Annotated in this window: 26 protein-coding genes and 1 other annotated feature; of the genes, 6 read left to right on the top strand and 20 right to left on the bottom strand. The window is 50.1% G+C overall.

Annotation, left to right across the window (positions count from 1 at the left end):
• Positions 1 to 6 precede the first annotated feature (6 nt).
• The 4 genes from proC to TPRIMZ1_RS0102175 all read right to left on the bottom strand — a co-directional run bounded on the left by proC (position 7) and on the right by TPRIMZ1_RS0102175 (position 3,302).
• Positions 7 to 885, bottom strand: coding sequence for a pyrroline-5-carboxylate reductase (gene proC / locus TPRIMZ1_RS0102160; RefSeq protein ID WP_010254025.1), 879 nt, complete (start codon positions 883 to 885; stop codon positions 7 to 9).
• Between the two features lie 63 nt (positions 886 to 948).
• Positions 949 to 1,197, bottom strand: a complete 249-nt coding sequence (locus TPRIMZ1_RS0102165; protein WP_232616723.1) for a SlyX family protein — start codon at positions 1,195 to 1,197, stop codon at positions 949 to 951.
• A 37-nt stretch (positions 1,198 to 1,234) separates the two neighbouring features.
• A complete protein-coding gene (proB, locus tag TPRIMZ1_RS0102170; protein WP_010254029.1) occupies positions 1,235 to 2,023 on the bottom strand; it encodes a glutamate 5-kinase in 789 nt (262 codons plus the stop codon).
• A 16-nt stretch (positions 2,024 to 2,039) separates the two neighbouring features.
• Positions 2,040 to 3,302 (bottom strand): glutamate-5-semialdehyde dehydrogenase, encoded by a 1,263-nt coding sequence (locus tag TPRIMZ1_RS0102175; protein WP_026043462.1) that lies wholly within the window; start codon positions 3,300 to 3,302, stop codon positions 2,040 to 2,042.
• Positions 3,303 to 3,404: 102 nt separating this feature from the next.
• Between TPRIMZ1_RS0102175 and TPRIMZ1_RS18275 the strand changes: the two genes are divergently transcribed.
• Entirely contained in the window at positions 3,405 to 3,767 is a 363-nt protein-coding gene (locus tag TPRIMZ1_RS18275) for a Crp/Fnr family transcriptional regulator (RefSeq protein WP_010254034.1), read from the top strand.
• Here TPRIMZ1_RS18275 and TPRIMZ1_RS0102185 read toward each other — a convergent pair.
• Genes TPRIMZ1_RS0102185 through TPRIMZ1_RS0102200 form a run of 4 tightly spaced genes read right to left on the bottom strand, consistent with a single transcriptional unit; the run spans position 3,736 to position 6,910 of the window.
• On the bottom strand, positions 3,736 to 4,584 hold the full coding sequence (locus TPRIMZ1_RS0102185) for an HRDC domain-containing protein (RefSeq protein ID WP_010254037.1): 849 nt from the start codon (positions 4,582 to 4,584) through the stop codon (positions 3,736 to 3,738). The two genes, TPRIMZ1_RS18275 and TPRIMZ1_RS0102185, sit on opposite strands and share 32 nt — an antisense overlap.
• A complete protein-coding gene (locus TPRIMZ1_RS0102190; protein WP_010254039.1) occupies positions 4,577 to 5,605 on the bottom strand; it encodes a P1 family peptidase in 1,029 nt (342 codons plus the stop codon). Before TPRIMZ1_RS0102190 ends, TPRIMZ1_RS0102185 begins: the two co-directional genes overlap by 8 nt.
• A gap of 10 nt (positions 5,606 to 5,615) precedes the next feature.
• Entirely contained in the window at positions 5,616 to 6,161 is a 546-nt protein-coding gene (locus tag TPRIMZ1_RS0102195; protein ID WP_010254041.1) for a flavoprotein, read from the bottom strand.
• Complete coding sequence (locus TPRIMZ1_RS0102200) at positions 6,158 to 6,910, bottom strand: phosphopantothenoylcysteine decarboxylase (RefSeq protein WP_232616727.1); 753 nt, start codon at positions 6,908 to 6,910, stop codon at positions 6,158 to 6,160. Before TPRIMZ1_RS0102200 ends, TPRIMZ1_RS0102195 begins: the two co-directional genes overlap by 4 nt.
• 91 nt (positions 6,911 to 7,001) lie before the next feature.
• Here TPRIMZ1_RS0102200 and TPRIMZ1_RS0102205 point away from each other — a divergent pair, with 91 nt between their 5' ends.
• Positions 7,002 to 8,081: a polysaccharide deacetylase family protein gene (locus TPRIMZ1_RS0102205; RefSeq protein ID WP_010254048.1), complete on the top strand. Its 1,080-nt coding sequence runs from the start codon at positions 7,002 to 7,004 to the stop codon at positions 8,079 to 8,081.
• A 47-nt stretch (positions 8,082 to 8,128) separates the two neighbouring features.
• Here TPRIMZ1_RS0102205 and TPRIMZ1_RS0102210 read toward each other — a convergent pair whose 3' ends face one another.
• The 11 genes from TPRIMZ1_RS0102210 to TPRIMZ1_RS0102260 all read right to left on the bottom strand — a co-directional run bounded on the left by TPRIMZ1_RS0102210 (position 8,129) and on the right by TPRIMZ1_RS0102260 (position 20,386).
• Positions 8,129 to 8,638, bottom strand: coding sequence for a GNAT family N-acetyltransferase (locus tag TPRIMZ1_RS0102210; RefSeq protein ID WP_010254051.1), 510 nt, complete (start codon positions 8,636 to 8,638; stop codon positions 8,129 to 8,131).
• A gap of 48 nt (positions 8,639 to 8,686) precedes the next feature.
• Positions 8,687 to 9,967 (bottom strand): lactate racemase domain-containing protein, encoded by a 1,281-nt coding sequence (locus TPRIMZ1_RS0102215; protein ID WP_010254054.1) that lies wholly within the window; start codon positions 9,965 to 9,967, stop codon positions 8,687 to 8,689.
• 31 nt (positions 9,968 to 9,998) lie between these two features.
• Positions 9,999 to 11,147, bottom strand: a complete 1,149-nt coding sequence (locus TPRIMZ1_RS0102220) for an amidohydrolase family protein (RefSeq protein ID WP_010254057.1) — start codon at positions 11,145 to 11,147, stop codon at positions 9,999 to 10,001.
• Positions 11,148 to 11,168: 21 nt separating this feature from the next.
• Positions 11,169 to 12,218 (bottom strand): TRAP transporter substrate-binding protein, encoded by a 1,050-nt coding sequence (locus TPRIMZ1_RS0102225; protein ID WP_010254060.1) that lies wholly within the window; start codon positions 12,216 to 12,218, stop codon positions 11,169 to 11,171.
• 14 nt (positions 12,219 to 12,232) lie between these two features.
• Complete coding sequence (locus TPRIMZ1_RS0102230) at positions 12,233 to 13,528, bottom strand: TRAP transporter large permease (RefSeq protein WP_010254063.1); 1,296 nt, start codon at positions 13,526 to 13,528, stop codon at positions 12,233 to 12,235.
• Positions 13,525 to 14,022, bottom strand: a complete 498-nt coding sequence (locus TPRIMZ1_RS0102235; protein WP_010254066.1) for a TRAP transporter small permease — start codon at positions 14,020 to 14,022, stop codon at positions 13,525 to 13,527. Before TPRIMZ1_RS0102235 ends, TPRIMZ1_RS0102230 begins: the two co-directional genes overlap by 4 nt.
• Before the next feature lie 12 nt (positions 14,023 to 14,034).
• Positions 14,035 to 15,072 carry a 4-hydroxythreonine-4-phosphate dehydrogenase PdxA gene (gene pdxA / locus TPRIMZ1_RS0102240; protein ID WP_010254070.1) on the bottom strand — a complete coding sequence of 346 codons (1,038 nt, stop codon included), beginning with the start codon at positions 15,070 to 15,072 and terminating at the stop codon, positions 14,035 to 14,037.
• On the bottom strand, positions 15,065 to 16,348 hold the full coding sequence (locus TPRIMZ1_RS0102245; protein ID WP_010254073.1) for a four-carbon acid sugar kinase family protein: 1,284 nt from the start codon (positions 16,346 to 16,348) through the stop codon (positions 15,065 to 15,067). Before TPRIMZ1_RS0102245 ends, pdxA begins: the two co-directional genes overlap by 8 nt.
• Before the next feature lie 287 nt (positions 16,349 to 16,635).
• Complete coding sequence (locus tag TPRIMZ1_RS0102250) at positions 16,636 to 18,528, bottom strand: sigma 54-interacting transcriptional regulator (protein ID WP_010254076.1); 1,893 nt, start codon at positions 18,526 to 18,528, stop codon at positions 16,636 to 16,638.
• 18 nt (positions 18,529 to 18,546) lie between these two features.
• Positions 18,547 to 19,575: a hypothetical protein gene (locus TPRIMZ1_RS0102255; protein WP_026043467.1), complete on the bottom strand. Its 1,029-nt coding sequence runs from the start codon at positions 19,573 to 19,575 to the stop codon at positions 18,547 to 18,549.
• Positions 19,576 to 19,645: 70 nt separating this feature from the next.
• Positions 19,646 to 20,386 (bottom strand): hypothetical protein, encoded by a 741-nt coding sequence (locus tag TPRIMZ1_RS0102260; RefSeq protein WP_232616724.1) that lies wholly within the window; start codon positions 20,384 to 20,386, stop codon positions 19,646 to 19,648.
• A gap of 99 nt (positions 20,387 to 20,485) precedes the next feature.
• Positions 20,486 to 20,726, top strand: a binding site (T-box leader).
• A 23-nt stretch (positions 20,727 to 20,749) separates the two neighbouring features.
• Between TPRIMZ1_RS0102260 and thrS the strand changes: the two genes are divergently transcribed.
• Together thrS and TPRIMZ1_RS0102275 are read left to right on the top strand one after the other, a co-directional pair.
• Entirely contained in the window at positions 20,750 to 22,555 is a 1,806-nt protein-coding gene (thrS, locus tag TPRIMZ1_RS0102270; RefSeq protein ID WP_010254091.1) for a threonine--tRNA ligase, read from the top strand.
• Between the two features lie 13 nt (positions 22,556 to 22,568).
• A complete protein-coding gene (locus TPRIMZ1_RS0102275) occupies positions 22,569 to 23,102 on the top strand; it encodes a nitroreductase family protein (RefSeq protein ID WP_010254093.1) in 534 nt (177 codons plus the stop codon).
• 49 nt (positions 23,103 to 23,151) lie between these two features.
• Here TPRIMZ1_RS0102275 and TPRIMZ1_RS0102280 read toward each other — a convergent pair whose 3' ends face one another.
• Entirely contained in the window at positions 23,152 to 24,219 is a 1,068-nt protein-coding gene (locus TPRIMZ1_RS0102280) for an ROK family protein (RefSeq protein WP_198429886.1), read from the bottom strand.
• 265 nt (positions 24,220 to 24,484) lie between these two features.
• Between TPRIMZ1_RS0102280 and TPRIMZ1_RS0102285 the strand changes: the two genes are divergently transcribed.
• Both TPRIMZ1_RS0102285 and TPRIMZ1_RS0102290 read left to right on the top strand, forming a co-directional pair.
• Entirely contained in the window at positions 24,485 to 25,252 is a 768-nt protein-coding gene (locus TPRIMZ1_RS0102285) for an SDR family oxidoreductase (RefSeq protein WP_010254100.1), read from the top strand.
• Positions 25,253 to 25,316: 64 nt separating this feature from the next.
• Positions 25,317 to 26,249: a substrate-binding domain-containing protein gene (locus tag TPRIMZ1_RS0102290; protein ID WP_010254101.1), complete on the top strand. Its 933-nt coding sequence runs from the start codon at positions 25,317 to 25,319 to the stop codon at positions 26,247 to 26,249.
• The last annotated feature ends 13 nt before the right edge of the window (positions 26,250 to 26,262 follow it).

Here is a 26,262-nt window from a genome sequence, read left to right on the forward strand (position 1 = left end):
ACTGTCTTAGCCTAGTTTTTTTGACCGGTTGTACGCTGCATCCACGGCATTTATCACGGTTCCCCGGAAAGCGCCGTTCTCCAAAGCAGCTACCCCCGCTATGGTAGTTCCTCCGGGGGAGGTGACCATGTCTTTAAGTTCCCCGGGGTGTTTTCCGGTTTCCTTCACCATCGCTGCGGCGCCTAAGACTGTCTGGGTGGCATAGCGCAGGGCCTTGTCCCGGGGCAGCCCCGCCTGAACTCCGCCATCCGCCAGGGCTTCGATAAAGAGGTACACAAAGGCCGGCCCGGAACCGGAAAGGCCGGTAACCGCATCCATATAACTTTCGTCCAGGCGATCAACTATCCCCGCGGCGCCCAGGATCTTCTCCAACATCGCCAGGGTTTCTTCCGGAACTTCGGAGGAAGCCGCCATGGCAATAACCCCCTGGGAAATCAAGGCCGGGGTATTCGGCATGATCCGCACCACCGGTACAGCTTTGGTCAGTGTCGGGTTAACCTCGGACCAGTCGGGGCCGATGAGTTTAGCCACGCTGCCCACATCCAGGAGGATCTGGATCTTCTTGATAGTCCAACCCGCAGCCATGGAGACCAGGATTGCCGGGGATTTGCTTTCCACGCGCATGCGCAGGGCCGGGGCAATTTCTTCCAATACCGTTCCCAGTACCTGGGGCTTTACGGCGAGGAAAACGAAATCCGCCTCTTTAACCGCATCATAGTTGGAGGAATACACCTTGGCGCCCAGCTCCTTGGCCAGGACTTCAGCCTTTGAGATATCGGCATCGGAAAAGCCGATATTTCCCGGCGGGAGTATACTGGTGGCTCCCTTCATCAGGGCTCGTCCCATGTTTCCGCTGCCTATGCAGGCAATGTTTTTTGTGTTCATGGCTATTCCTTACGTTTTAGGATGATGATAGTAAAGCACGATTTCGGAGTTTAGAGAAGGGTTTTAATAATGAGGCGGCTTCTGGTTCGGCATTTCCTCCAGGTTCCGGGAGATGAGCTGGAGCCGCTCTTTTATGGCAGTGTTTTCGGTCATCAGCCGGTCCAGGGCGGCGTTCCGGCCGACGACCTCTTCCTGGAGACGGGTTAGGAAGTCCTCCAGATAGGCGAGTCTTGTTTCAATTTTTTCCAGCCGGGGGGCTAGGTCCTGATGGTCCATGCCGATAGTTGACGATATTTCTAATGAATTAGTCAAGGCTTATAGCGTAAATTAAGATGTCGCTTCAGCCCTGTTACGCCAAAAACGCCGTCCCGCTCTGGGTTCCCGCTGCCAGGGCTTCCAGCACCCGGGGTCTGCTGCCGTTGGCGATAATCGTGGGGATGCCGTAGGGGATAACCCGTTTGGCGGCTTCCAGTTTGGTGGCAATACCTCCGGTACCAAAACTGTTGGTATTACCGATGGTGATATTTTTTTTAACTGCTTCGATGTCCCGGACCTCACTGATCAGTTCTGCATCGGGGTATTCCTTAGGATTTTTGTTGTAGAGCCCGTCGATGTCGCTGAAAAGGATGAGCAGATCGGCGCTCCACAGTATTGCGGACTGGGCTGCCAGGGTATCGTTCTCGCCTATTTTTATTTCTTCCACCGACACCGTATCATTCTCGTTGATGATAGGGATGATTCCCTCGTCCACCAGGGTAAAGAGGGTATTCCGCATGTTGAGGGTCCGGATAGGATCGTTGAAATCATCCCCGGTCAGGAGGATCTGGGCGATATGGATACCGGATTTTTTAAAGGCCCGTTTCCAGGCGTCCATAAGTTCCACCTGTCCAACAGCGCAGAGGGCCTGCCGGTAGTGGATATCCCGCTTCCTGGCCCATTTGTCCATGGTGGAAAGCCCCGCCACCTGGGCGCCGGAGGAAACAATGACGATCTGCTTCCCCGTTTTGATAAACGCCGCAGCTTGGTCTGCGAATTCCTCAAGAAAGACAGGGTTGATCCGCCCTTCCTTGTCCGCCAGGGTATTGGAACCGAATTTGAAAACTATCTTTCGTGCTTCTGCGATTAGCTTGGGGATCATACCTGTCCTTGTTTAATTATGGCCGTATCTGGCCTGTTCCGTGTATACGATACTTTATCGTAGTCAGCGCTTCAAGCCCCATGGGGCCCCGTGCGTGGAACTTCTGGGTACTGATCCCCAGCTCCGCCCCGAAGCCGAACTGGCCGCCGTCGGTAAACCTGGTGGAGGCGTTGGTGTACACGCAGGCGGCGTCTACCCGGCGTTCAAATTCTTCCGCAGCACGGTGGTCGTTGGTGAGGATCGCCTCGGAATGTTTTGTCCCGTACCGGTTGATATGGGTCACCGCTTCCTCCAGGGTGTCCACGGTTTTTATCGCCAGGATGTAATCGAGGAATTCGGTTTCCCAGTCTTCTTCCACCGCATCTTTTAAAAGCAGCGATTGAGGCAGAACACCTATAGCTGTCTTAGCCGCGTTATCGCAGCGGAGTTCCGCCTTACCCGCAAGCCGTTTCGCCAAGAGGGGCAGGAGAACCGCGGCGATGTCCCGGTGAACCAGGACGGTTTCCACGGCGTTGCAGGCCCCGGGCTTCTGGAGCTTGGCGTTCTCGATGATATCCACCGCATTGATGATGTCGGCGCTGCTGTCAACATAGATGTGGCAGTTTCCTTCTCCGGTTTCGATCACCGGAATCTTGGCATTTTCCACCACGCGACGGATCAGATCCTTCCCGCCCCGGGGTAGAACTACGTCGATCTTTCCCCGGGCGCTCAGAATTTCGCCAACCTCGTCCCGGCTGCCGGATTCCGCTAGGGCAAGCGCATCGCTGATGCCACCGCCGGTGCTAAGCCCTTCCTTGATGGCCTTAACCAAAGCCCGGTTTGATTCCAGCGCTGCCGAGGAACCCCGGAGCAGGATGCCGCACCCGGCCTTGTAGGCCAGGCTGAAAGCGTCGGCGGTAACATTGGGCCGGGACTCGTAGATGATCGCCGCCACCCCCAGGGGGACCGTGGTCCGCTCCACCTGCAGGCCGTTGGGCAGAACCCATCCCGTCTGTACCTTTCCTATGGGGTCTTCCTGGCGGACCACCGTATCTATTCCTTCTATAATATCGTTGATGCGTTTATCGTTAAGGAGCAGCCGGTCCACCAGGGCTTCCTTCATACCCCCGGCCCGGGCCTTTTCCACATCCGCGGCATTGGCCTTGAGGATATCCACCCGGCCCTTCTCAATGGCATCCATAACCGCTTTCAGGGCGGCGTCCTTTTGGCCGCGGTTCTGCAGGGCCAATTCGGCTTGGGCCTTCTTGAGGGATTCAAACAGGTTTTCCAGTGCACTCATAGTTTCTCCAATATAAACGATGATATCATACAATCCGAATTCTGGGAATTATCTCCTCCTCTGGATTTGGTCGATTAAATGCAGTATTTTGGAAATAGAAATATGTTGTATTTACAACTGAATTGTCCCCTCTTTGAAGGAATAAAGTCCGATGAATTGGATACTCTAATTGGCTGTCTGGGCGCCCGGAAACGGAAATACAAAAAAAACACTGCGCTGATACAAAAATTGGAGCATATAACCCAGCGCACCACCAGGGAAAAATTGCTTTCCTACTTGTCCTCCCAGGCAGTTAGAGCCAAAGGCAATAGTTTTGAAATCCCCTTTAACCGTCAGGAACTGGCGGATTATCTTTCCATAGACCGAAGCGCCATGTCCTCAGAGCTTGGACGTATGCGTGACGAAGGACTGATAGCGCTTCATAAGAATCATTTTACGGTAACAAGCCCTTTAATTTATCAATAATTTCATTTTTTGTTTTTTCCGTTATTTTTTTATCCAACCGTACCTTTTCCGGGGATTCCCTTCCGTTTACTAAATTAAACATTGTATCGTTACTTAATAAGTTGTTCGGCGGCAAATTATATTCCCGTGCAATTTCATCACGCAAAGTGTGAATTTTGGTAAATATATCTTTTTTCCCCTTAGACAAATTTTTGAATTCAAATTTTTTAAATACTCCGGGGATCCTTTCCTTTTCAAATTCGAAATCTCTTTTGATTATTGATAGTACCAGATCATTATACTTGTTTTCATCTATTATTCTCTTCATTAAAATAGTATTTATTTGGAATAGATGGGCAACGTCATTTAAGGCATATTCCAGAGCTTCCTTGTCAATTGGACGTTTTAACCAATTGAACATTTGAAATCTTTTTTTATTCTTTATCTCAATATTTAAAACACTTTTTAAAATTGCATCAAGGCCTTTTGGTTCTATCTCCAGTAGATCTACTAATATCTTTTGATCAAATACATTATTTAATTTTATGCCGTATTGTTTATAGATAAGGCTAATGTCCGATTCAGTTCCATACATATATTTCACTATTTTTTTGTTTTCAAAAAAGTTTATTAGCTCTTCATTCCGTATCTTTAAGGGATCTATTATAAAATATTTTTTACCGTCAAATATTTGTATTAAACATAATTTTTCCCCGTACGCATGAAGATTATAGTCTCCCTCAAAATCCATGGATATTTTATCTATATTTTCCTGATACAAATATTTTCTAAAGGCGATCAGATCGGATTCATTCTCTATAAACGTAAAATTATCCATATTTATTTTTTCCTTTTAAATCTGTCTGTGCGATATAGTCTCCTAAAGACCGGGCGTTTCTTATGGCATTGAGGATTGCCGTCTCCATCGCAGCTGCGCAGAGTATCCCCGCGGCATCCATCGTTGCGGCGACTTTGCCGGTACACAGGGCAAAGACCGTGTCTCCGTCAAAAATTGAGTGGGCCGGGCGGATAACACGGGCTATGCCATTCTGCCCCTGGGCGGCAAGCCGGGTGGCCCCGGCTTTGTCCATTGCGGCGTTGGTGATAATACAGCCCAGGACTGTGTTCCCATCCGCCATGCCGTTGGCGGCACTGCCATCGGAATCGCCGTTGAAAAAGTCATTCCCCATTCGGTAGTTCTTCAGGATGATCGACTCGCTGTCTGCGAAACTGCGGTGGTCATCCGCCAGGGATCCGGCGATGATGGCGCCGTCGTCGAGTACATCACCAACGCAGTTAACCGCCACGATAGCCCCGGCTAAGAGGTCCCCGTAACGGAATGCTGCAGCCCCTATACCGCCCTTCATGGCAAAGCGTCTTCCCCGGGTCTTGCCCACGGTGGCGCCGGTTCCTGCGCCGAAGTTGCCGCTTTGAAAGACTTCACCGCGGAAGGCATTTTCGCAGGCGGCGTAACCCATGGCAGCGTCGGGGCGGATACGGGAATCGCCGCACTTTAGGTCGAACAGGATGGCGGCGCATACGTTGGGAATTTTCGTGACCCCCACATCCCGGCCTATGCCCCGCTCTTCCAGGAAGCGCATCACACCGCCTGCGGCGTCCAGGCCGAAGGAGCTGCCCCCTGACAGAAGTACTGCGTGGACATACTTGCGGTTATTGATGGGGTTAAGGGCGTCAGTGTCCCGGGTACCCGGGGAACCACCCCGAACATCTACGCCGCAGACTGCCCCTTCCTCGCAGATAATAACGGTACAGCCCGTAGCGGCATCCGGGTTCTGTTCCTGGCCTATGCGGAAACCGGTAATGTCTTGGATATTAATTTCTTCCATGCCCTTAATCACATGATCCATCCTATTGGCCCTGTTCAAGAAGCCGGTGTACCGCAGCAATAATGGTATCCAAATCCGCCAGGGCGCCCCTACCCAGATCTCCGCAGGCAAGCCGGGCTTCACGGGGCTCCACAAATTGATAGCCGTACCCGGTAAGTTTTTTAATATTGTCCTGGGTTATCGGGTTCTCGTACATGGCGGTGTTCATGGCGGGACATATCACTATGGGCTTCTTCTGTATGGCCATGATCACCGTGGTGAGCATATCGTCGGCGATGCCCGAAGCAAGTTTCCCGATGATGTTGGCCGTAGCCGGGGCGATCAGGGCAATGTCCGCTTTCTGGGCCAATGATATGTGGCGCACATCTTCGTAGATGATCTCATCGAACATTTCGGTGTACACTTTATTTTTAGTAAGGGTCTGAAAGGTAATGGGGGTAATGAACTGCTGCGCCGAGGCGGTCATGATCACATGGACCGCGTGTCCTTCCTTGGTGAAGGTATTGGCGAGATCCGCAGCCTTGTAGGCAGCGATACTGCCGCTTATCCCTAGGATAATATTTTTCATGTGTCCCTCCGGGGCGTTTTATTTCTCCCTTTGAATTTTTCAATTACATTTTCTGTAATACCCCTGGCAATTCCGCTCTTATCTTCGAAACACTGAACCCGGCGTTCTGCATCCACAAGGTATCCGATATGGGCATCCCCGTGAATATCTCCGGCGTCATTGGCAAGCACATAGGCGCAGTGATTTTTTTCAAGGAGCCGATACGCGGTGTCGATCAGAGTCTCATGGGGTACATGGTCCAGGAGCTTAAATCCCACAATCATCGTATGGGGCGCCAGGGTTTGGAACAGGGATATGATTTTCACCGTGGGTTCCAGAGTGATAACCAGACGCTTTTCATCGGAGCTTATCTTGGCACCCTGTTCCAAGGAAGGGGCGTTTTCCAGGGCATTGAGCAGAGCGGACTGGTTCGGCACCGGTCCGGCTGCCTGGGCGATAAGAGCCGGGGTGGTGACCGCCCGGACCCGGTAGTCGCTCACCGCCATGCTGTGGATGATCGCGTCCACCCGGCGGCTTTGCAGAATATTCCGTACTGCCCGCTCCAGGCCGGCGGTGTCTTCAATTACCGTGATTTCCGTCTTGGGGGACTCGGGCCGGGGCGCGTTTTTTCCGCAGATATAAAAGATACGCTCCGTTTCCGGCTTTTCATCAAAACAGCGGGCGATGAGGCTGCCCAGTCTGCCCGTGGCATGGTTGGTAATACTCCTGACGGAATCAATCCGTTCCATGGTTCCGCCGGCGGTAATCATAATATTCACCCAGATCTTCCCCTAAACGTATTCTATGCCTTTTCTACGGAATATGGTATCATACATCCGGTTTTTGAGGAATTATGCCCCAATGAAAAAATGGGTTTTTCTTTTCGTTTCCATCCTCACGGCGCTCAGCGTCATCTCCTGTGCGAGCAGACCGTCTTCCGTACCCGGCGGGGTTCCGGAATCCCCGGGCGGCCGGGATACAGCCCTTGAACATCCGGGGAAGTCTCCTGCGGAAACAGGATTACCCGGTGAGGCCGAGCCGCCCCTTTTGTCCATGGAAGAGCTTATACGGAAAATAAACGCCAATGATCCGGACCTTCCCCGGCGGTACTCCATTGAGCCTGATGGCAGCATTGTTGTTACCGGAGATCCGCCAGGTTATGAAATTCGCTGGGACCCGGAGAACGCCCGGCCGCAGGAATCCGGTGTTCCCGGAAAAACCGTATTTGAGATGGATTTTTCGGTTGCCAAAAAAGACAGCGGGGATGAACGGACCGGCTCTTTCCTCTGGACAATCGAGGAAGACGATTCGGGGATACTGCTGGCCTTTGACGATGATTACCAGGCTGTCTGGGAGCGGTATTTTGATCTTCTGGATCGTTACGGCGCGCATGCTACCTTTTTTGTTCAGGGAGACTATTCTTCCTTCTGCGTCGCCGCTCTAAGCCGGGGGCATGAGATCGGGTTCCACACAAAAAACCACCTGAATTTAGTTAAGGTTTCCCGCCAAGTGTTTTTTGAGGAAACCCTTGGAGCTCTGGAAACCTTCCGGCTGCTGGGGTTTCCCCTTACGGCCTTCGCCTTTCCCTACGGTCTTTCCGAGCCATGGATGCACGAAGCCCTGGGAGCGGTTTTTCCCATACTCAGGGGATTCGGCGTTACCTATCGTTTATATACCGCAGATGCCATACGGGCCGGCTATATTTCCTCAAAGTCCATTGATAATACCCAATATAAAACCGACGAAGCCTTCAAAGCCGATATCAGGGCCATGCTAAGGATTGTAAAGTTTTCAGGCGGTGTCCTGCCCCTCACAACCCACACTATTGCTGCGAATGCCGCCTGGGGTATCAGCCCGGAACGCCTGGAGTACCTGCTTAAAACGGCGGTGGAACTGAAACTGAAATTTTACCGGTACGGGGATTTTTTTAGCAGGGAGTGACTTTGTTTTTGCAAAATTAATTGGCAATATTCTATACGAGGAAGTATTTATAGCTTCCCCGATCGGCCCGCCATATCCGTAAGCTTATCCCCAGTGACTCTGAAGGTGGTCCACTCCGTAAGGGGCTGTCCGCCCTGGGCTTTGTAAAAGGCGATAGAGGGTTCGTTCCAATTGAGGCAGGACCATTCCAAACGGCCGCAGTTTCTTTCCACCGCCAGGGCCGCAAGGCAGGTGAACAGGGCTTTGCCCAGTCCCTTGCCCCGCAGTTCCGGTTTTACGAAAAGGTCTTCAATGTAAATACCGGGCCTTCCCAGGAAGGTAGAAAAATTATGGAAGAAAAGGGCAAACCCAGCAGGAATACCCTTATATTCACCGATGATCACCTCGGCTTTGTGTTCGTGAAAGATATATTTTTTAAGGTCCTCCGGGGTGGCTTCAACCTGATCCAGAAGATGTTCGTATTCCGCCAGGCCCCGGATAAATTCCAGGATAAGGGCCGTGTCTTTTTCTTCCGCATAACGCAGACGAATGTTTCCATTAATAGTAAAATAATCCATAGCTCTATACTAACAACTTAATGCCTGTTGATACAAGCCTGCGGGGAATTACCATAAATTCCCATCCGTATTAAAAGCCCATGGCTCTGGGGCACTTACAATTTCAACCCCGGGATTTCCTTCCGCCTCTTTTTGTAAATGTTCTGATACCCAAATATTTTCGGTATGTCCGCTGTCGGCGATACGGATGATCCGCGGCTGGGTTCGGCTGCGGCCCAGACAGGATAGCACCGCGAGTTGTATCGCCTGTTTATCCGTATCAAGAATACAGGGAAGGCGCGCAAAATCCAACACAGTACTGGTTAAAGCATTGACATAGGTGGCGTCTAAATCGATCTTGTTAAAAAGCCGCCGGGTAGTAGTCTGAGCGGCGCCGATACCCATGGCGCCGCCGTGGGTAGCCGGGGTAAGATCGAGTACCACGGTGCGCTGTACATTCAAGCCTCCGGTTACATAGGGCGAACATGAACTGGGGCCGGTAACATTTGGATCCATCCCGTCTCCGCTTATATCCTTTCCTATCCGGTCAACAACCAGTACATCGGCGCTTTCAAAAAGGATCTTCGGAATATGTGTTTTGGCTTCTTCTAAAAGGATAGGTTCCTTTTCATCGAATTCATCCGGCCGCAGGGCGGTGAATTTATAGGTTTCATAATAGGCGTTTTCAAGGATAGCAAATCCTAAGGCGATGGGGGCGTTTTTCAGAATACAACGGCCAAAAAGCGGCACCATGTGGTGCATCTGACCAAAACCGGCTTCGTGGCAAATGCTTGCCCCTTCCCGTTTCCCCAATCCGATAGCCATCATTTTCATCAACCCGCTTTCGTAGGGGCCCCGAAAATCTGTATGCGGTTTTATCCTTCCTGCTACGATAATCGCATCGGACTCCGCCGCATTACGATCAATGCGTACCCCGTGGCCCTCTTCGCTGGTACCGATAAGCACGGTTTCCATAGATGAAACGATGGGGCACCGGATAAATTCTTCGGTGACCCCATAACTTTCAATTAAAGCACGCTGTCCTTCGGCGGTGGCTCCGCCATGACTTCCCATGGCGGGTACCACGAAGGGCTCCGCGCCTCTTGATTTAACAAAGTCTACAATTGCTTTTGTAATAAGTGCGATATTCGCAACGCCGCGGCTACCACAGGTAATTGCGACCCGTTTACCCGGCTTGATTGCATCCACAATGCCGGGGTGGGAAAGTTCCGCTAAAACCGCCTGGGGTATTTCTTCCACAGGAATTTTTTGACGATCAAAATGCTGCCGTACCTTAAGCATCTTGGGAAGCTGAACTTCATTACACAATTGTTCTATAACACCGGGCATTGCTGTAACTCCTTTTACGCCTTGTTCTGGTTTACCAGTCCATGAAGGTAATTTGCCGGTACATAATCCAACCGTCCTTAACCGTCATTTGGGGAACCAAGAGCCCCTTCCCATCCACCACATTGTTGAACTGATCCTTGAACCCCATCTTTTTTTCCTGGAGTTTGAAGATTGCAATATCTGCATGTGCCCCCGGGGCCAAGGTACCGATAACACCGGGCAGGTTCATGAGCTTAGCTGGAGTATCGGTGACCGCTCTGATAACATCCATGAGAGGCATTCCCATACCCAGATAGGCAGACATGACATAGGGCAGCGCAAATACCTTGCGGCGGTAGATACTATAGGTGACCACATCGGTACTGATAATATCGGGATAAAAGCCGTCGTCCAAAGCTTTTTGGGCAATACCAAAACTATAATTTGCCCGGCCCGATGCGGCGTCAAAAACAACCCCCCGATCCCGGGCTTCCCGAACTACCTTCTGTACCTTACCATTACTGTCCAAAATGGAATAGGGGCCTTTGCCTTGAAAGCAATGGCAAAGAATATCGTCCTTCCGCATAGGAGCGAGGACTTCCGAGTAGGGTGATTCCGGTTCCACCACGTGGCTTGCCAGTCGTACCCCCAATTCTTTTCCAAGCTCCACCGATGCCGCAATGGGCATGACCCCAAGATGTTTTGACGAAGGCTTTCCAACCCGAACTTTAAGGCCGAGCAGCTCATTCGGATATTTATCAAAAAGGAAGGCAAGACGTTTTCGATCGTATTTAACGGGATCCACATCTTCAAAGTAAGGCTCAATAACAAACCCGTTGGGAGAGACGTTGATGAAATTACGGATGGTGATTTCACTGGAAGCGGCAACCCCTTTCCGGTAAATTTCATAGTTAGCCCACCCTGATGATCCGGCGTCCACCGCTGCGGTTACCCCATTCGGCAGGGTCATTACATCCGGGGCAAGCCCGATATCGGTCAGGCCCCGGGCCAGATGGGTATGAAAATCAATGAGCCCCGGAAAGGCAAAGCACCCCTCGGCATCTACAATCTCGTCTGCTTCAGGCACTGAAGCGGGGGGCGGCATAATTTTTCCATTATAGATAAATAGGTCACCCTTCTGATCCAGATTTCTCCGCGGGTCAATAATTCTTGCATTACGGATCCAAATATCATACACCATATATTGCCCCCATATTTTATGTTATTTACTCACCGATTCGACCGCTGCAAGAACCTGGTCAACCAGTTGATCTCCGATTTGATCCCGCACCATTTTAACAACACTCTGGGATCTCCTGACAATTTCAAGCCGCATATCTTCCGGGATAGTGATAATTTCATTTTTATTATCACGGATAGTCTGTTTATATCCCGCAATACGCTGATCCGCCACTTGCCTGCCGTATTTGGTTGCCTCATCAATTGAATCCGCAACGATTTTCTGAACATCCGCAGGTAGGCTGTTGTACCGTGCAAGATTCATAGCCGGGGTCAGGATATGCAAGATATGATTAGTTTCCACAACCGCGTTCTGGACCTCATAAAATTTTGAGGTAATGATGAGATCGTAGGGATTTTCCTGCGCGTCAATAGTTTTTTGCTGCAGGCTGATATACACTTCGGCAAAATCCATCGGGGTCGGGTTTGCTCCCAAGGATCTCCAGTATTCGATATGATTTTTATTTTCCATAACGCGGATTTTCTGCCCGGTAAAATCTGCGATAGAACGTACCGGTTTACTGGTAGACATTTCCCGAAATCCCGCATCAGAGAAGGAAAAGAGTTTAAGGCCGTATTGTTCAAACGCAGCCTGCATCGCCGGAAGAGCCGGGCCGTCCAGTGTTTTTCGCGCGGTTTCAAGATCTGGGAAAATATTTGGCAGGTCAAAGACCGCTACCGCAGGTACAAAATCTACATACAGGGGAGTAACTAAAAGCACAAAATCAACATTACCGGCGATGGTTCCCTCAATAGTTTCCCGGTCTTTGCCGAGTTGGCTGTTCGGGTATACCGTCATGGTAACCCGTCCATTGCTTTTTTGTTCCATAAGTTCCTTCGCCTTTGTTGCGATAGCATAGTTAATGCTTTCTTCATTCGGCGAAAATCCGATGTTAAAATTGTACTCCGGACCGGAAACGGTTTTTCCGGAGGCATTTTCCGACTGCCCGGATTTACCGTTGCAGGACACGAACAGGACGGTCAGTAACACTACGGTACCAACCACGGCGATTGTTTTTTTCAAACTGCTCATAATAACTCCTCTTGTTATTTCTTTATTAGGATCAGGCTTAAGCCTGGAATCGCATTGATTAAAATAATAGCAACCACAAAAAACGCGATGAAGGGCATAATTTTTTTGGCCAGCATCATAGCAGGAATACCGGTAAGATTACTGGTAACAAAGAGATTCATACCCATTGGCGGGGTTACAAAGCCAACCGCAAGGTTTACCACCATGATGATACCGAAATGGGTAAGATCGATCCCTACACTGTTGACAACCGGCAGGAATACTGGGGTAAGTATCATGATTGAAACCAGGGGATCTGCGATCATACCGGCGATGAGCAGGATAAAATTGATAAACAGGAGAACACCAACTTTACTCGAAACCACGGAAAGTATCCCGGCACTTACACTGGTAGAAACTCTGAGCAGCGCAAGTACCCGCCCGAAGGTTACCGCGGTAGCGATAATAAAAAGAATTGCCGAATATGTTCTTACACCGTCTCTTAATATTTGTAGTAAATCCTTTACCTTAATTGTTTTATATATAACCATGCTGACAAAAAGAGCATAAAAGATGGAAATTCCCGCCGCTTCCGTGGGACTTGCGATTCCGCCATAGATACTTCCCAGAATAATTACCGGAGTCAGAAGCGCCCAAAAGCTATCAAGGAAAAGATGCCCCAATCCCTTAGCGCGGATATTCAAATAATTTTCGTGAAGCTTTGCCTTATCCTCTCCGTGTTTTTTACAATAGATATAGGCATAGAGCATCAGGAAAAAAGCGATAAGAATACCGGGGATAATACCGGCGATGAACAGGTTTGATGTTGAGGTATTCGCCACCGAGCTATACACAATAAACGGAATGCTCGGCGGAATTATTACCCCTAAACCGCCTGAGATCGCCACAAGGGATGATGCAAAAACAATATCATACCCCATGCCGGTAAGAAAGGGGATTGCCATGGCCCCTACCGCGGCGGTAGTCGCAGGACCGGAGCCGGAAATTGCTCCGTAAAAAAGGCAGGTAATAACAACCGCGCAGGGGAAACCCGCAGTTTTATCGCCGACAAAATAAGCGAAAAAATTGAAAATTTTTTCGGAGATCTTTCCACCCGCCATAATAACCCCAGAAAGCATAAAAAGCGGTATCGCGAGGATGGGGAAGCTGTCTAATCCGCTTACCATACTACGAAGGGCCGCTTCTGCCGTAAAGGGGAAGGATGGGCTTAACAAATTGGGTAATATAGAAATTCCCGCGAACACCACACCGATTGGGACGGCTATAAAAAAACTAACCCCAAGCAGAATAAAAAATAAACTGAGGTTCATACCGGTACCTCCTTGCTGTTTTCTGTACCCGGTCTAAACTGTCGTATAATGCTTTGTATAAGCCGCAAAAATCCCAATCCAAAACCGACCAGCGGAGCCCCATACAGGTATTGCATGGGAAGCTTTAGTGCGGCACTGGTTTGCCCGCTGACCAGAATTTTTTCGATAATCCCCCAGGCGGCTTTGGTAAAAATTGCAAACAGCACAATTGAAATAAGTGATATGGCTAGGTTCAAAATTTTCCGAACAATCTTTGGAAGCATTAGGGTAAACATATCAATTTTGATATCGCAGCTTTTCTTGATACAATACCCGACACAAAGAAAACCTGACCATACCTGGGAATATCGGTTTAATTCTTCGCTCCATGTAAGGGAGGCGTTCAGTACGTAACGCATAAATACCTGTAAACCCGTTAAAAATGTTATTATCACTAAAAAAATTATCAAAAGCGTTTCCTCAAAATACTTATCCAACCATTTAACTGCCGACAAAGTAATACCCCCTTACTTTTTATTCACCGCCAAGGTAATGCCATATTCGATAGCATTTACCAGACTTGACTCATTAGCAGAACCCTGCCATGCATGACCGAATGCGGTCCCGTGATCCACGGAACTCCTGATGATTGGCAGCCCCAGGGTGATATTAACCCCGTTGACCGCCTGCCATTTTTCCGCAGTCTTGTCGTATTGGAACCCCAGCACCTTGAGGGGTATATGACCCTGATCGTGGTACATGGCCACCACGATGTCGTACAAACCTCCGTGGGCCTTGGCAAAAACCGTATCCGGCGGAATGGGGCCATCGGCATTGATCCCCTTTGTCTTGGCCGCTTCTATGGCAGGAATAATCTCGTCAATTTCTTCCCGGCCAAACATCCCGTTTTCCCCCGCGTGGGGATTTAACCCCGCCACGGCGATCCGTGGGTTTTCAATGCCCAGGCTCTTGCAGGTAGTATGGGCAAGTTCAATCACCTTGAGGACCCGGTCTTTTTTTACCCGGTCACAGGCCTCCCGCAGGGAAACATGGGTGGAAACATGGACAACCCGGAGGGCATCGTCCGCCAGCATCATGGAATAATCCTTCGTTTTCGTCAGGTCAGCGTAAATTTCCGTATGCCCTGAGTAATGATGCCCCGCCAAATTAAGCGCTTCCTTATTAAGCGGATTAGTAATGGTAGCGTCGATATCCCCCGCCAGGGCCAGCTCAATTACCTTCTTTACCGAAGTAAAGGCAGCGTCACCGCTCATGGCGTCTACCTTACCAATTTTTAGCTTATCAAGTTCCACATTGTGCAGATCAAATACATCTATAGTTCCATAGGTAAAAAGGCATTCTCCCACGGACGATACGGGATGAATAACCAGATCCTGTCGTTTTATTGCCTCCCGGGCGGCTTTCTCCAAAACACGGGCATCACCCACCACTAGAGGTTTACAGACCTCGTAGATTTTTTTTTGTCCCAGGGCTTTAATGGTTATCTCCGGGCCGCATCCCGACGGATCCCCCATAGTAATCCCAAGAATTGGTTTTTTACTCATCACTCCTCCTGATAATGTTGAGATAGCTCATTATTTCCAAAAGGGATCCGCTGTTTCCAAAGCGCCCGCTTTTTGTAATAATGAATCGGCCGTCATAGGTACCGCCGGTAATTCTGCCGATGGGAATGCCGGGACATATTTCCGCCAAAGGCTGAATCCCCTTTATCCCCAATTGCTGACACACCCCCAGAGAAGTATCTCCCCCGGTGGTAATCATTACCTGAAATTGAAAGGTATCAAGCAATTTTCCTGCCAGAGCCCCCAATGCTCCGGAGATTGCGCTGCTGTCGGAATCGCCATCATTATTCCGGTCCACATTTCCGGTGGGTATCTCCGATTTGAACATACTTTCTACGGCGATAATACACAGCTCCGGTTTCTGCGCCATGTATTCTACCGCCGCCCGGTACGCATTCAAGATGGCATCCTCACACTTGCCCTGTTTTACCAGATCTACCCGGAAACGGATAATCGGAACCGACAGGATTCGGGAAAGGGTCGTAATCTGGGCTGCGGTTTCGCCCTGCCGGGTTCCTGCAAGTATCAACGCCGGACTGTTGCTGCGCTTCGTTAAAAACTGCGGAGATTTCCAGGGTTTTTCCCGACCCATGCTCTTAGCAACCTGATTCGCCAGGGCCGCCGCACCCGCCAGAACGGCCTGTTTTTTCAGGGTCGCCGCAGTTCGGTAAATCTCCTCCAGGTCCGTATCGGTGAGGGCATCCGCCACAAATACCTTTACCCCATCGGCATGACGGGAAAGGATATATTCCGCAGCAACCTGGGGGCCCCGGCGAATTTCCTCCAGGGGAACGCTGTCTACCCGTTGGTCCATTCCTCCGGCAAAGACCTTAACCGCGTCAATAACACCGGAACCTGAATTAAGCATCCCATGTTCAAGGATGCTTTGGTTGGCGGGAAATGAGGGGGCCACCAGAGCCAGGGGTATATCCAATTCGTCCATCACCGCGGCCAATTCCTTCGCAGGGTTACCCCGGAGTACGGAGTCGATCTTCTTGTAAAAAACATCTCCCCCCTGATTAGACCCGAGCCGGACCACCAGATCCCTGACCGTATTATAGGCATCACCGGCGCTCATCCCACGGCTGTCGGAGTTAATGGAAATGACATCGTAGTTAGCAAAAGCGGCGGGATCGGAAAATTTGGTATCGGTAATTACCAGAGCGGACAGTCCTTGATTGACAAATTGAATGGCCGTATCATTTGCACCGGTAAGATCGTCTGCTAGTATTATCATACGGTTAAATGGCTTGGTCACTTAATACCTCGTCTTAGGTATAAAGCAAGAATCATGCCAAGATTAGAGAATCAAAAAACTAAAGTTTCGGTGAAAATCCCGTCAGCTTCCGGTTAAGTACGATGCAACGGTCTCGTTATGACAGCAGTATTTCTTTACTGTATAAGAAAATAAAAATAATCCGGAGAAAATACCGGGGCAATAAAACACCTCCGCCCGGCTAAGCGATGGGTGGGTTTTTACAGGTAATAAAATATGTTTTATTATAAAACATTCGATCGTTCCAAAATAAAACGTTTAAGACAGACTCAAATATTGAAGCTTTGAATTTTACGCCACAGGGTTGACCGGCTTATTCCTAGTGCCGCTGCGGTCTTGGTCATGGAATGGCCATTATCCGCTAATATCCGACGGATATGATTTTTTTCCATGTCATCAAGATCCACCGGAATAGGGAAGGGATATGAGCCGAATTCCGGGATACCCCCATCCTCCCGTAGGCCACTCTGCAGATCCGAAAGGCGGATCATGTTTTCTTCACAGATAATAACCGCCCGTTCAATCATACCGCTGAATTCACGGACATTTCCTTCATAATGATACGTATGCAGATACGCAGCAGCTTTGGGGGAAAATCCTCCTATAGCCTTATTATAGGTCTTGCAGAATAGCGCCAGGAAATGGGCTGCCAGCAATTCAATATCCTCCCGCCGTTTTGCCAGGGGCGGGATATACAGGGATAGGGTATTTATCCTGAACAACAGGTCCTTCCGAAAAAGACCCTGGTGTACCATCTCAATCAGGTTTTTATTGGTGGCGCAAATAAGCCTGACCTCCACGGGGAGAATTTTGGTATCCCCCAGGCGCATCACTTCCTTTTCCTGAACAACCCTGAGGAGTTGTGCCTGCACATCCAGGGGAAGTTCTCCGATTTCATCCAGGAAGAGGGTCCCCTTATGGGCCAGTTCAAAATAACCGGCCTTACCGCCCTTCCGGCTCCCCGTAAAGGCTCCTTCCACATAGCCGAACAATTCACTTTCAATTAAGGACTTCGGCAGGACCGCGCAATTAACCGCCACAAAGGGACCGTTTCGATGGATACCGTAATTGTGGATACTCTGGGCGAAAAGCTCCTTTCCTACCCCGCTTTCCCCCTCAATTAAAATTGAAGCGTTATAGTGGCTGAATTTTTTCGCAATGGAAATACAATGGGCTATTTCGCCGCTTCCATGGACAATGGATTCAAAGGTATGCCGGGCAACAAAACCCTTGTCAGACAGGGCCACCCGCAGTTTTTGCTCGTAGGCCTGTAGTTCCTGTATATCCCGAATAATGACCACCGAACCGAAGGAATCGTTTTCCATAAAAACCGGAATGGTAGAAACCGAGAGGAGCCGGCTGCCAATCTTAAAGGTCTGATCCACAATTTGATCGCCTCCCTTCATGCCCCGGAGAAAGGGCAGATCCGAAAGGGTATCAATAGATTCTCCCAGAATTCTTTCCTGTTTAACCCCAAGCAAATTACAGGCAATAGCGTTAAATAGGATGACCATCCCCTGCCCGTCCACGGTAATAACCCCATCGTGGACAAAATCTATCACCGCCCGCAGCCGCCGGGCCAGTTCGATTTCCTGCTTGAGGACCATGCATATTCGCAGGGCCTCGTCCATAGCCGCCTGGATGGCGGAACTACCGCTTTCCTGAAGATAGCAATCGTACCCGGCTTCATCACAGACATTTTTTACTACCGCATCCCCAAGGAACATGGTATAGCCCTGGGCTGCACAGTTGGACACCACCTGCCTTACATCATCCGTTTCGCCAAGGTTAACAATGGTAAGCTTGGTCTTTACGAGTTTCCGTAGAAATTTTTCATCGTAGTTGTTGATATTGGAATAGCCCACAATAGCCAGGGGCCGACCTTTTTCCATGGCTGCCGAAAGGGATTCGATCACATCAAAGGGGCTGGAACGGATCTCCACCACCGGTATACCGATATTCGCTTGTTTGATTAGCCGATAGGTCCCGCCCCGGGAAATGATAACCCGCGCGTGGGATTCTACTCCATTTATGGCCAGGGCGAGTCCCTCTGCCAGATTACCTGAGACCACTTCAACGGATCGGTATTTTGTGTCCCGCAGAATCCGTCTGGCGGATTCATACATCTGTTCGTAGGGAGCAACAAGTAATATCTCTTTCACATCGGTATGATACTACTTTTACTGGTACATGATTAAGTAGGGCCGGGGGTTCAAGCCGTAGACTTGACTTGGGGACAAGAGGGGCGCGTCGTATCCTGCTCCGGGTATTTCGAAGTTGTAGAACAGTTTGAATGACTTGAGGGGTATGTTACGCGCCAAGGCATTGGCGGCATAGGAATCCCGCTTCTGGCCGGGGTTGCCAAAGCCATCGGCGCAGTGGATCAATCGGACCTTGTCCCTGCCGGTTCGCACGTTTTCCCGGTCCTGTATCATCCACGGTTTAAACTGATGGATCACCAGCATCCGTTCCCCGGGTATATTGTTTTCTATCATATACTCTTCCATCACCTGCTGGGCGGTATTGATCTCCGCGGCGGTTACGGAACCAATTTCCTTCATGGGTCTTGTGGTCCGCCATTCCGGGTCCAGGGCCAGGTGTACATTGGGGTAGCGCAGGTAGGGGAGCAGCCGTTTGAGGGACGCTATGGGATCATAGCGCCCAATTTGGTGATCGATGAATACCAGGATATCATGGTCCAGGCCGTACTGTATGTATTCCATAAGAACCGATTCCCGGATGATGCCTATTTCCCCTTCCGGCCAGACGGTCCCGAAGATGATATAAAAGGCTTTGCGTACATCCCGGCCCCCGCTTACGGCTTTATACTCATTGGCGAGGTTGGTGAGCCGGGTATCCAGTTCCGTAATGGGGTATCTGCCCAGGATCCCCATATTTCTGGAGAGGGGGTGTCCGTAAAAGGCGAGTATATCGTTGTTGAGGAGGATGGAGGTGTTTTCTTTCTGAACCCTGGCCCAGGCGGCGATCTCCGTTTCCGAGGCTACCCAATAGGGCCGCCCTGCTTCCTGGGCTTTATAGGTATTATAGCTTTCCGTAAACAAAAGGGTCGGAAACAGCGGTTTGATACTTTCCCGGATCTGCTCGGATCCGGTTATCTGGGGGATAACCGCAACACTTTGGGCTTCCACCCGAATGGGAAGGATCAATAATAGGAGCATCAGAATAGGATAGAGCCATCTAGCGAACATGGTCTAAACAGTATCGGCAAAACAAGGCGAATTTATAAGGTGGAAGATTTTTTTTTGTAGGATTCTTTTCTTAATTCTCCAAATCCAGAGAATTGGCCACCGCGAACTCCTGAATAAAGAGATAACAGGCATTGGCAATGGTGGATCTGAATAGATCCAATAGTTCCGGCTCATTAAAGGTCCTGTGGGAAACCCGGATTCTATTGTCACTGGTTACAACGCGGTTTCTTTTATAGAGGATCCTACCCGTTTCATCAACCACGATTACCTGCATATATAGCTGAGCCCGGAAATAACCGGTTTTACCTATTCCGAAGGACATATTTTTAGAAAAATCAAAGACAATATAAACCCCCGCCTTAACCCCGGTTTCTTCCGCAAGGGCCAGGGCAAAATTCTTATCCCGGTAATTAATGGGATCGTAGCCATTAGCGAGGGTGAATCCTTTATTGTTCCAGAGCGAATTTCGCTTCGCCTTTGCATAGGCCTGGGACCCGGTTATTTGGTCCTTCGGTACAATTGCGGTTATTCCCACATCGGCAAAGCTCTGCATGAGAATGGCCTCTGCATCGGTGATAAGGACATCTGCCCTGGAAACCTTTGTCTTTTCAGGATTTTCATTTTTTGTGGGGCGGTTCGAAGAACCGGGATCTTCATCATCCCAATAAATATTGTAGTTGGATAACACCGTAACAACACCCATGGGCAAATGGGAGGAAAGATTTGTTTCTCTTTGGTATCTAAGACCGGCGCATCCCATACAGAGTCCCGCTGTGATGGCCATCCCTAGGATTATTAATGGACTTTTCAAAAAATACTCCTGTAATACTATAATTCAGTATTACAACAAACGCAACATCTTAACTTGACCGTTGGCTTGACGCGGGAGTGAAAAAAGGGTACCCTCATTATAATAGCTTTGACGGAGACGAGTAAGCCTTTATTCCAGGATTCAGAGAGACCGTGTCATGGGCTGTAAACACGGTTATCCGGAAATTGCTGAAAACCCCTCCTGAGCTGTTTTCCGGAACAGGGAATCCCCTCAATATGGAAAGCCGGTTGCCCCCGTTAACGGTGAAGAGAGCGCCCCCCATCATGGGGTGGCGAAACAGGGTGGTACCGCGGGTTCCGGTTGGAAGCCCGTCCCTGTAAGTCCTTTACAGGTTGGTACGTTATGTCCGATGAAAAAAAGAATCAGGCGCAACTGGAAGTAAGCTCACGGCTTGCACTTATCCGTCATTCGGTTAGCCATGTCATGGCCCAAGCGGTAACCCGGCTTTTCCCGGGGACCAAAGTAGCCATAGGTCCTTCCATAGAGAACGGCTTCTATTACGATTTTCAGTTTCCCCCATCAGCTGAAGGAAAGGCGCCTCTGGTGGAGGAGGATATTCCCGCTATTGAAGCGGAAATGAAGCGGATCATCGACTCCAAACAGGACTTTGTTCAAATTGAGTTAAGCCGGGATGAGGCGTTGAAGCGTTTTGTCGATGAGCCCTTCAAGGCTGAGCTAATCAATGAGCTCCCGGCGGATGCCGCAATTACCATCTACGAGAACCGTGATGCCGGGGGAGCGGTCCAATGGGTGGACCTCTGCCGGGGCCCCCATGTAGCCAATTCCCGGGAGATCAATTCTGCGGCCTTTAAGCTGATGAGCATTGCCGGGGCCTACTGGCGGGGAGACGAGAACCGGCCCATGCTCACCCGTATCTACGGGACCGCCTGGGAAACTCCCAAGGACCTTAAGGCACACCTCGCTTTCCTGGAAGAAGTGGAAAAGCGGGATCACCGCCGGCTGGGAAAGGAACTGGATCTCTACTCTATCCATGAGGAAGCCGGGGCAGGGCTTATCTACTGGCATCCTAATGGGGGCCGTATGCGGGTGGCCATTGAAGATTTTTGGCGGAAAGAGCATTACCGGAACGGCTACGAGATCCTTTACACCCCCCACATCGGGAAATCCTGGCTCTGGGAGACCTCGGGTCACCTGGGCTTCTATAAGGGAAACATGTATTCCCCTATGGAGATTGACAACCAGGACTATATCATCAAACCCATGAACTGTCCCTTTCATATAATGATTTACAAGAACAAGGGACGGAGTTACCGGGATCTGCCCCTGCGCTGGGCGGAACTGGGCACGGTCTACCGCTATGAGCGATCCGGGGTGCTCCACGGCCTGCTAAGGGTCCGGGGCTTTACCCAGGACGATGCTCATATCTTCTGTACCCCCGACCAGATTGAAGGTGAAATTCGGGAAGTACTGCGGTTTAGCCTCAATCTCTGGAAGGTCTTTGGTTTTAAGGATATCAAGGCATACCTGGCCACTAAGCCTGCGGAGTCCGTGGGGGAGCAGAGCCGTTGGGATACCGCCCTGGAATCCTTACGTAAGGCGATTACCGCCGAGGGGTTGGACTACGAGATGGATGAGGGGGGCGGCGCCTTCTACGGCCCCAAGATAGACCTGAAGATAAAAGACGCCCTGGGCCGGGAGTGGCAGATGACCACCATCCAATTCGACTTTAACGAGCCCGAGCGTTTCGACATGACCTTTGTGGATGCCGATGGCCAGCATAAGCGGCCCTACATGGTCCACCGGGCCCTGCTGGGTTCCTTGGAACGGTTCTTCGGGGTGCTCATCGAACACTTTGGCGGCGCCTTCCCGGTGTGGATCGCCCCGGAACAGGTGGCGGTGATCCCCGTGGCGGAGGGTTTTAACGAATATGCCAAGAAGATTACCGCAGAACTCAAGGCCCGTGACCTCCGGGTTACGGCGGAACTGGACGATGGCAGGCTCAACGCGAAGATCCGGGAATGCCAGAACCGGAAGATCCCTTACATGCTGGTGGTAGGGGAGCGGGAAGCCGGCGAGGGAACCGTGTCCATCAGGCTGCGGGACGGGAGACAGCTCCCGGCAATGAAGATAGCGGAATTTGCCGATTACGCAATAAACAAGGTCAATGCCAAGGACCTGGAATTATAGAAGGAGGTGTACCATGAGTAAGAGTACCCTGAAGGATCTCAAAACACGGCGGAGTATCCGTTCCTACAAACCGGAACAGATAACTGATGAAGAATTAGATTTAATCCTCGAGGCCGGCACTTGGGCCCCCACGGGCGGCGGTTCCCAATCGCCGGTGATCGTGGCGGTGCAGAACAAGACGGTGCTTAACAAGCTGGAAAAGCTCAACGCCGAGGTGCTTAAGGATCCTAAGGCTAAGCCCTTCTACGGAGCTCCCACGGTACTGGCGGTGCTGGTGGACAAGACCAAGAATACCCCCCTGGAGGACGGCGCCCTGGTATTGGGCAATTTACAAAACGCTGCCTGGGCCGTTGGGGTGGATTCCTGCTGGATACACCGGGCCAAACAGGTGTTTGAAAGTGAAGAAGGTAAGGAACTTCTCAAGAAATGGAAACTGGACAGTGATACATACTTTGGGGTTGGTTTCTGTATCCTCGGCTATGCCAAGGAGGGGCCCAGACCCAAGCCCGCCGCCAGGAAAGCAGGGTACATCATCAAGGTAAAGTAAGCGTCGTATTTTATAAGGGACTGTCCCGGGGAATTTCCGGATGGTCCCTTCAATTTTGCTGCCGGATAAATGGCCGGACGTACAGCAGCGCCGCGCCAACTGCGGCGGCTTCCCTTTTATAGGTACAGGCGGTTATATAGTTTTCATTCCCTGAGAAAGTGGTCAATTTCGCTGCCTGCCCTCGTATTTCATCCACATATTCTTCCAGGTATTCTCCCAAATACCCCCCGAGGATCACCTTGCAGTCAAATGAAACGATAAGGTTATTCAGCGCAACAGCCAAATAGGACACATATTGATCCCAAATAGCGTGGATACTCTTATCCCCCGCTTTCAGCCGTTCAAAAAACAACCCAAGATTACCCCCGGTAAATCGTGACAGGGTCAGGGCGGAACAATAGGCGTCCATACAGCCCTTCTTACCGCAATAGCAGGGCAGACCGTCCTGCACCATGGTCATGTGGCCGAATTCACCTCCCCGCTGGTTCTCCCCCAGGTACAGTTCATCATGAAGGAGAATAGCCCCACCCACGGTATCGCTTAGGGACAGATAGACCGCATTGGGTTCATCCTTATGCTTCCACATTTCTGCAATCCCCGCCGCATTGGCATCGTTGCACAATACCGAAGGATACGGTAGGTCCCGGCTAATGGTAGGACATTGTAGGGCGGAAACCTGCAGCACATGGGAATAGAGGATCATCTGACCATCCTCAGTAAGTACCCCGGGGGCTGAAAAGCCTACCCCCAGTATATCCTCCGGGTTAATTCCGGAAACGGTAATCATAGCTTTTATTGATCGGCCTACTTCCTGATAATAGTCGCTCTCATTCCGGTAGGGCATTTCGATCCGGGTACCTTCAATAATATCTGCGGCCAAATTGATAAGTACGATGCTGATATGATTCCGGGTAATATCCACCCCAATGGCAAATCTGGCATTTTTCCGAAAAACAATCGCCGTTGCTTTCCGTCCGCCCGTGGATTCCAGCAGATCCCCCTCATCCAAAAGTCCTTCCAGTTGGAGACTTTTTACGCTTTGAACAGCCGTTGGCAGACTGATACCCAATCGAAGCGCAATATCCGGTTTTGAAATGCTTCCAAATTGATGTACCAACTGATAAACCCGATTTCGGTTTGTTTGGTTTTTTCCTCCCGATAGTACTGTCCGCCGTGATCCCATACTTTACCCCGATTGTTATAGTATATACATATATAAACCATATTAGTAAGTAGTTCAAGAATTGGCGAATAGCGATTTATTGGCGTTCTATTTAGATTTTTTTGTTGACAATTGTGATTTATGACTATATACTAACAAAAACTTATTAAAGAAGTTTTATAAATGACCATTCTAAATATTGATAATGGGAGGAATTATTATGAGTTATCTGGAAAAATTATTTGGCCTTAATGGAAAGACGGCAATTGTTACCGGCGGCGGCAGGGGCATAGGCCAGGTGGTTGCCCTTGGGCTTGCTAAGGCGGGGGCGGAGATCGCCATTATTTCCCGTACCGGGGCTGATGAAACGGTTCGGCTTATCGAGAAGGAAGGTGGGAAAGCCTACAGCCTCCTGGCGGATGTTACCAAGGAAAGCGAAGTGGATACTGCCCTTAAAACGGTGGTTTCCCGATCCGGTTCCCTGGATATTGTTTTTAATAATGCCGGGGTTTGTATCCACAAGGATACCCTGGAGGCCAGTATCGCCGAATGGCGGGAAGTGCTGGATATCAATCTGACCGGTGAATATATCGTCGCCCGGGCGGCGGGAAAGATCATGATTGAACGGCACATTAAAGGAAGTATTATCAACATGGCTTCCATGTCCGGTTCCATTGTGAATGTACCCCAATGGCAGGCTTCCTATAACGCTTCTAAAGCCGGTGTTATCCACATGACCCGTTCCTTGGCGGTGGAATGGTCCCAGTACGGTATCCGGGTGAACAGCCTGAGTCCGGGGTATATCGGCACTCCCATGAGCGTCGATACCCCTCAGGAACTGAAGGACGCCTGGATGCCCCTGATCCCCGCCCATCGTATGGGTGATCCCGAAGAATTGGTGGGGGCAGTGATCTATCTGGCCGCAGCAAGTTCAGGTTACACCAACGGGAGCGACCTGATTGTCGATGGAGCGTATGTTTGTATGTAAGGTTTTGTTGGGTACTTAGTCCGCAGGGATAGTATATATTTTATTTTTTATGGAGGAAAGAAGGATGAAAAAGGTTTTAGTATGTTTCTTGATTTTCGCAGCCTGTACATTCAGTTTTGCCGCAGGGTCGAAGGATACCGCCGGTAAGGGGCACCTGTTTGGTTTTACCGCTATGGATTTGACCAATCCCCCCCTGGTTACTTTGAGGGATAGTGTTCAAAAGGCAGTTGAAGCCAAAGGGGATCGCCTGATTTCTGTTGATGGGTACCTTGATCAGACTAAGCAGAATAATGGTATTGAGGATATGATTACCCAGGGTATTGAGATCCTGTTTCTGCAGCCCGTCGATTCCCAGAGCGTTCAGCCGGCCTTGGAAGCCTGCAAAGCTGCCGGGATAAAGGTAGTGGTTGTTGATTCCGGTGTTGCCAGAGCGGATCTTACCGCATCATTTGTTTCATCAGACAGTATTCAAGCAGGAAAACTGAGCGGACAGGCGATTATCGACGCCCTCCCTAACGGCGGTAAACTTGCCCTTATTGAAAATCCTCTGGCGGAATCGATTGTTTCCCGGGTTAAGGGTTTGGAATCCGCGCTTCAGGGCAGCAAGGTTACTATTGTGGAGCGGAAGTCTATTTCCAGAATGGAACAAGCCCTTCCCACCGCAGAGGATATACTCCAGGCGCATCCCGACTTAGACGCCTTCTGGGGCCTGAATGATGATGTAAGTCTGATTATCCAGGGCGCCGTAGAATCCTCCGGGGCCGCTGCTAAAGTTAAGGTCTTCAGTATTGATGGTACCCCTTCGGGGAAAAGATCCGTTGCCCGGAACGGTTTATACGCCGTAGTCGCCCAGTCTGATATACTGATGGGGACCACCGCTGCGGATGTTGCATATAAAATCCTGGCGGGGGAAAAAGTAGATCCCGTTTACCTTATTGATACCAAGCTTATTGACAGGAAAAACATCGGACAGTTTGACGTTGATTCTTGGGAATAAATAAACGGAGAAA

It is taken from the genome of Treponema primitia ZAS-1 (assembly GCF_000297095.1).
Lineage (GTDB): Bacteria > Spirochaetota > Spirochaetia > Treponematales > Breznakiellaceae > Termitinema > Termitinema primitia_A.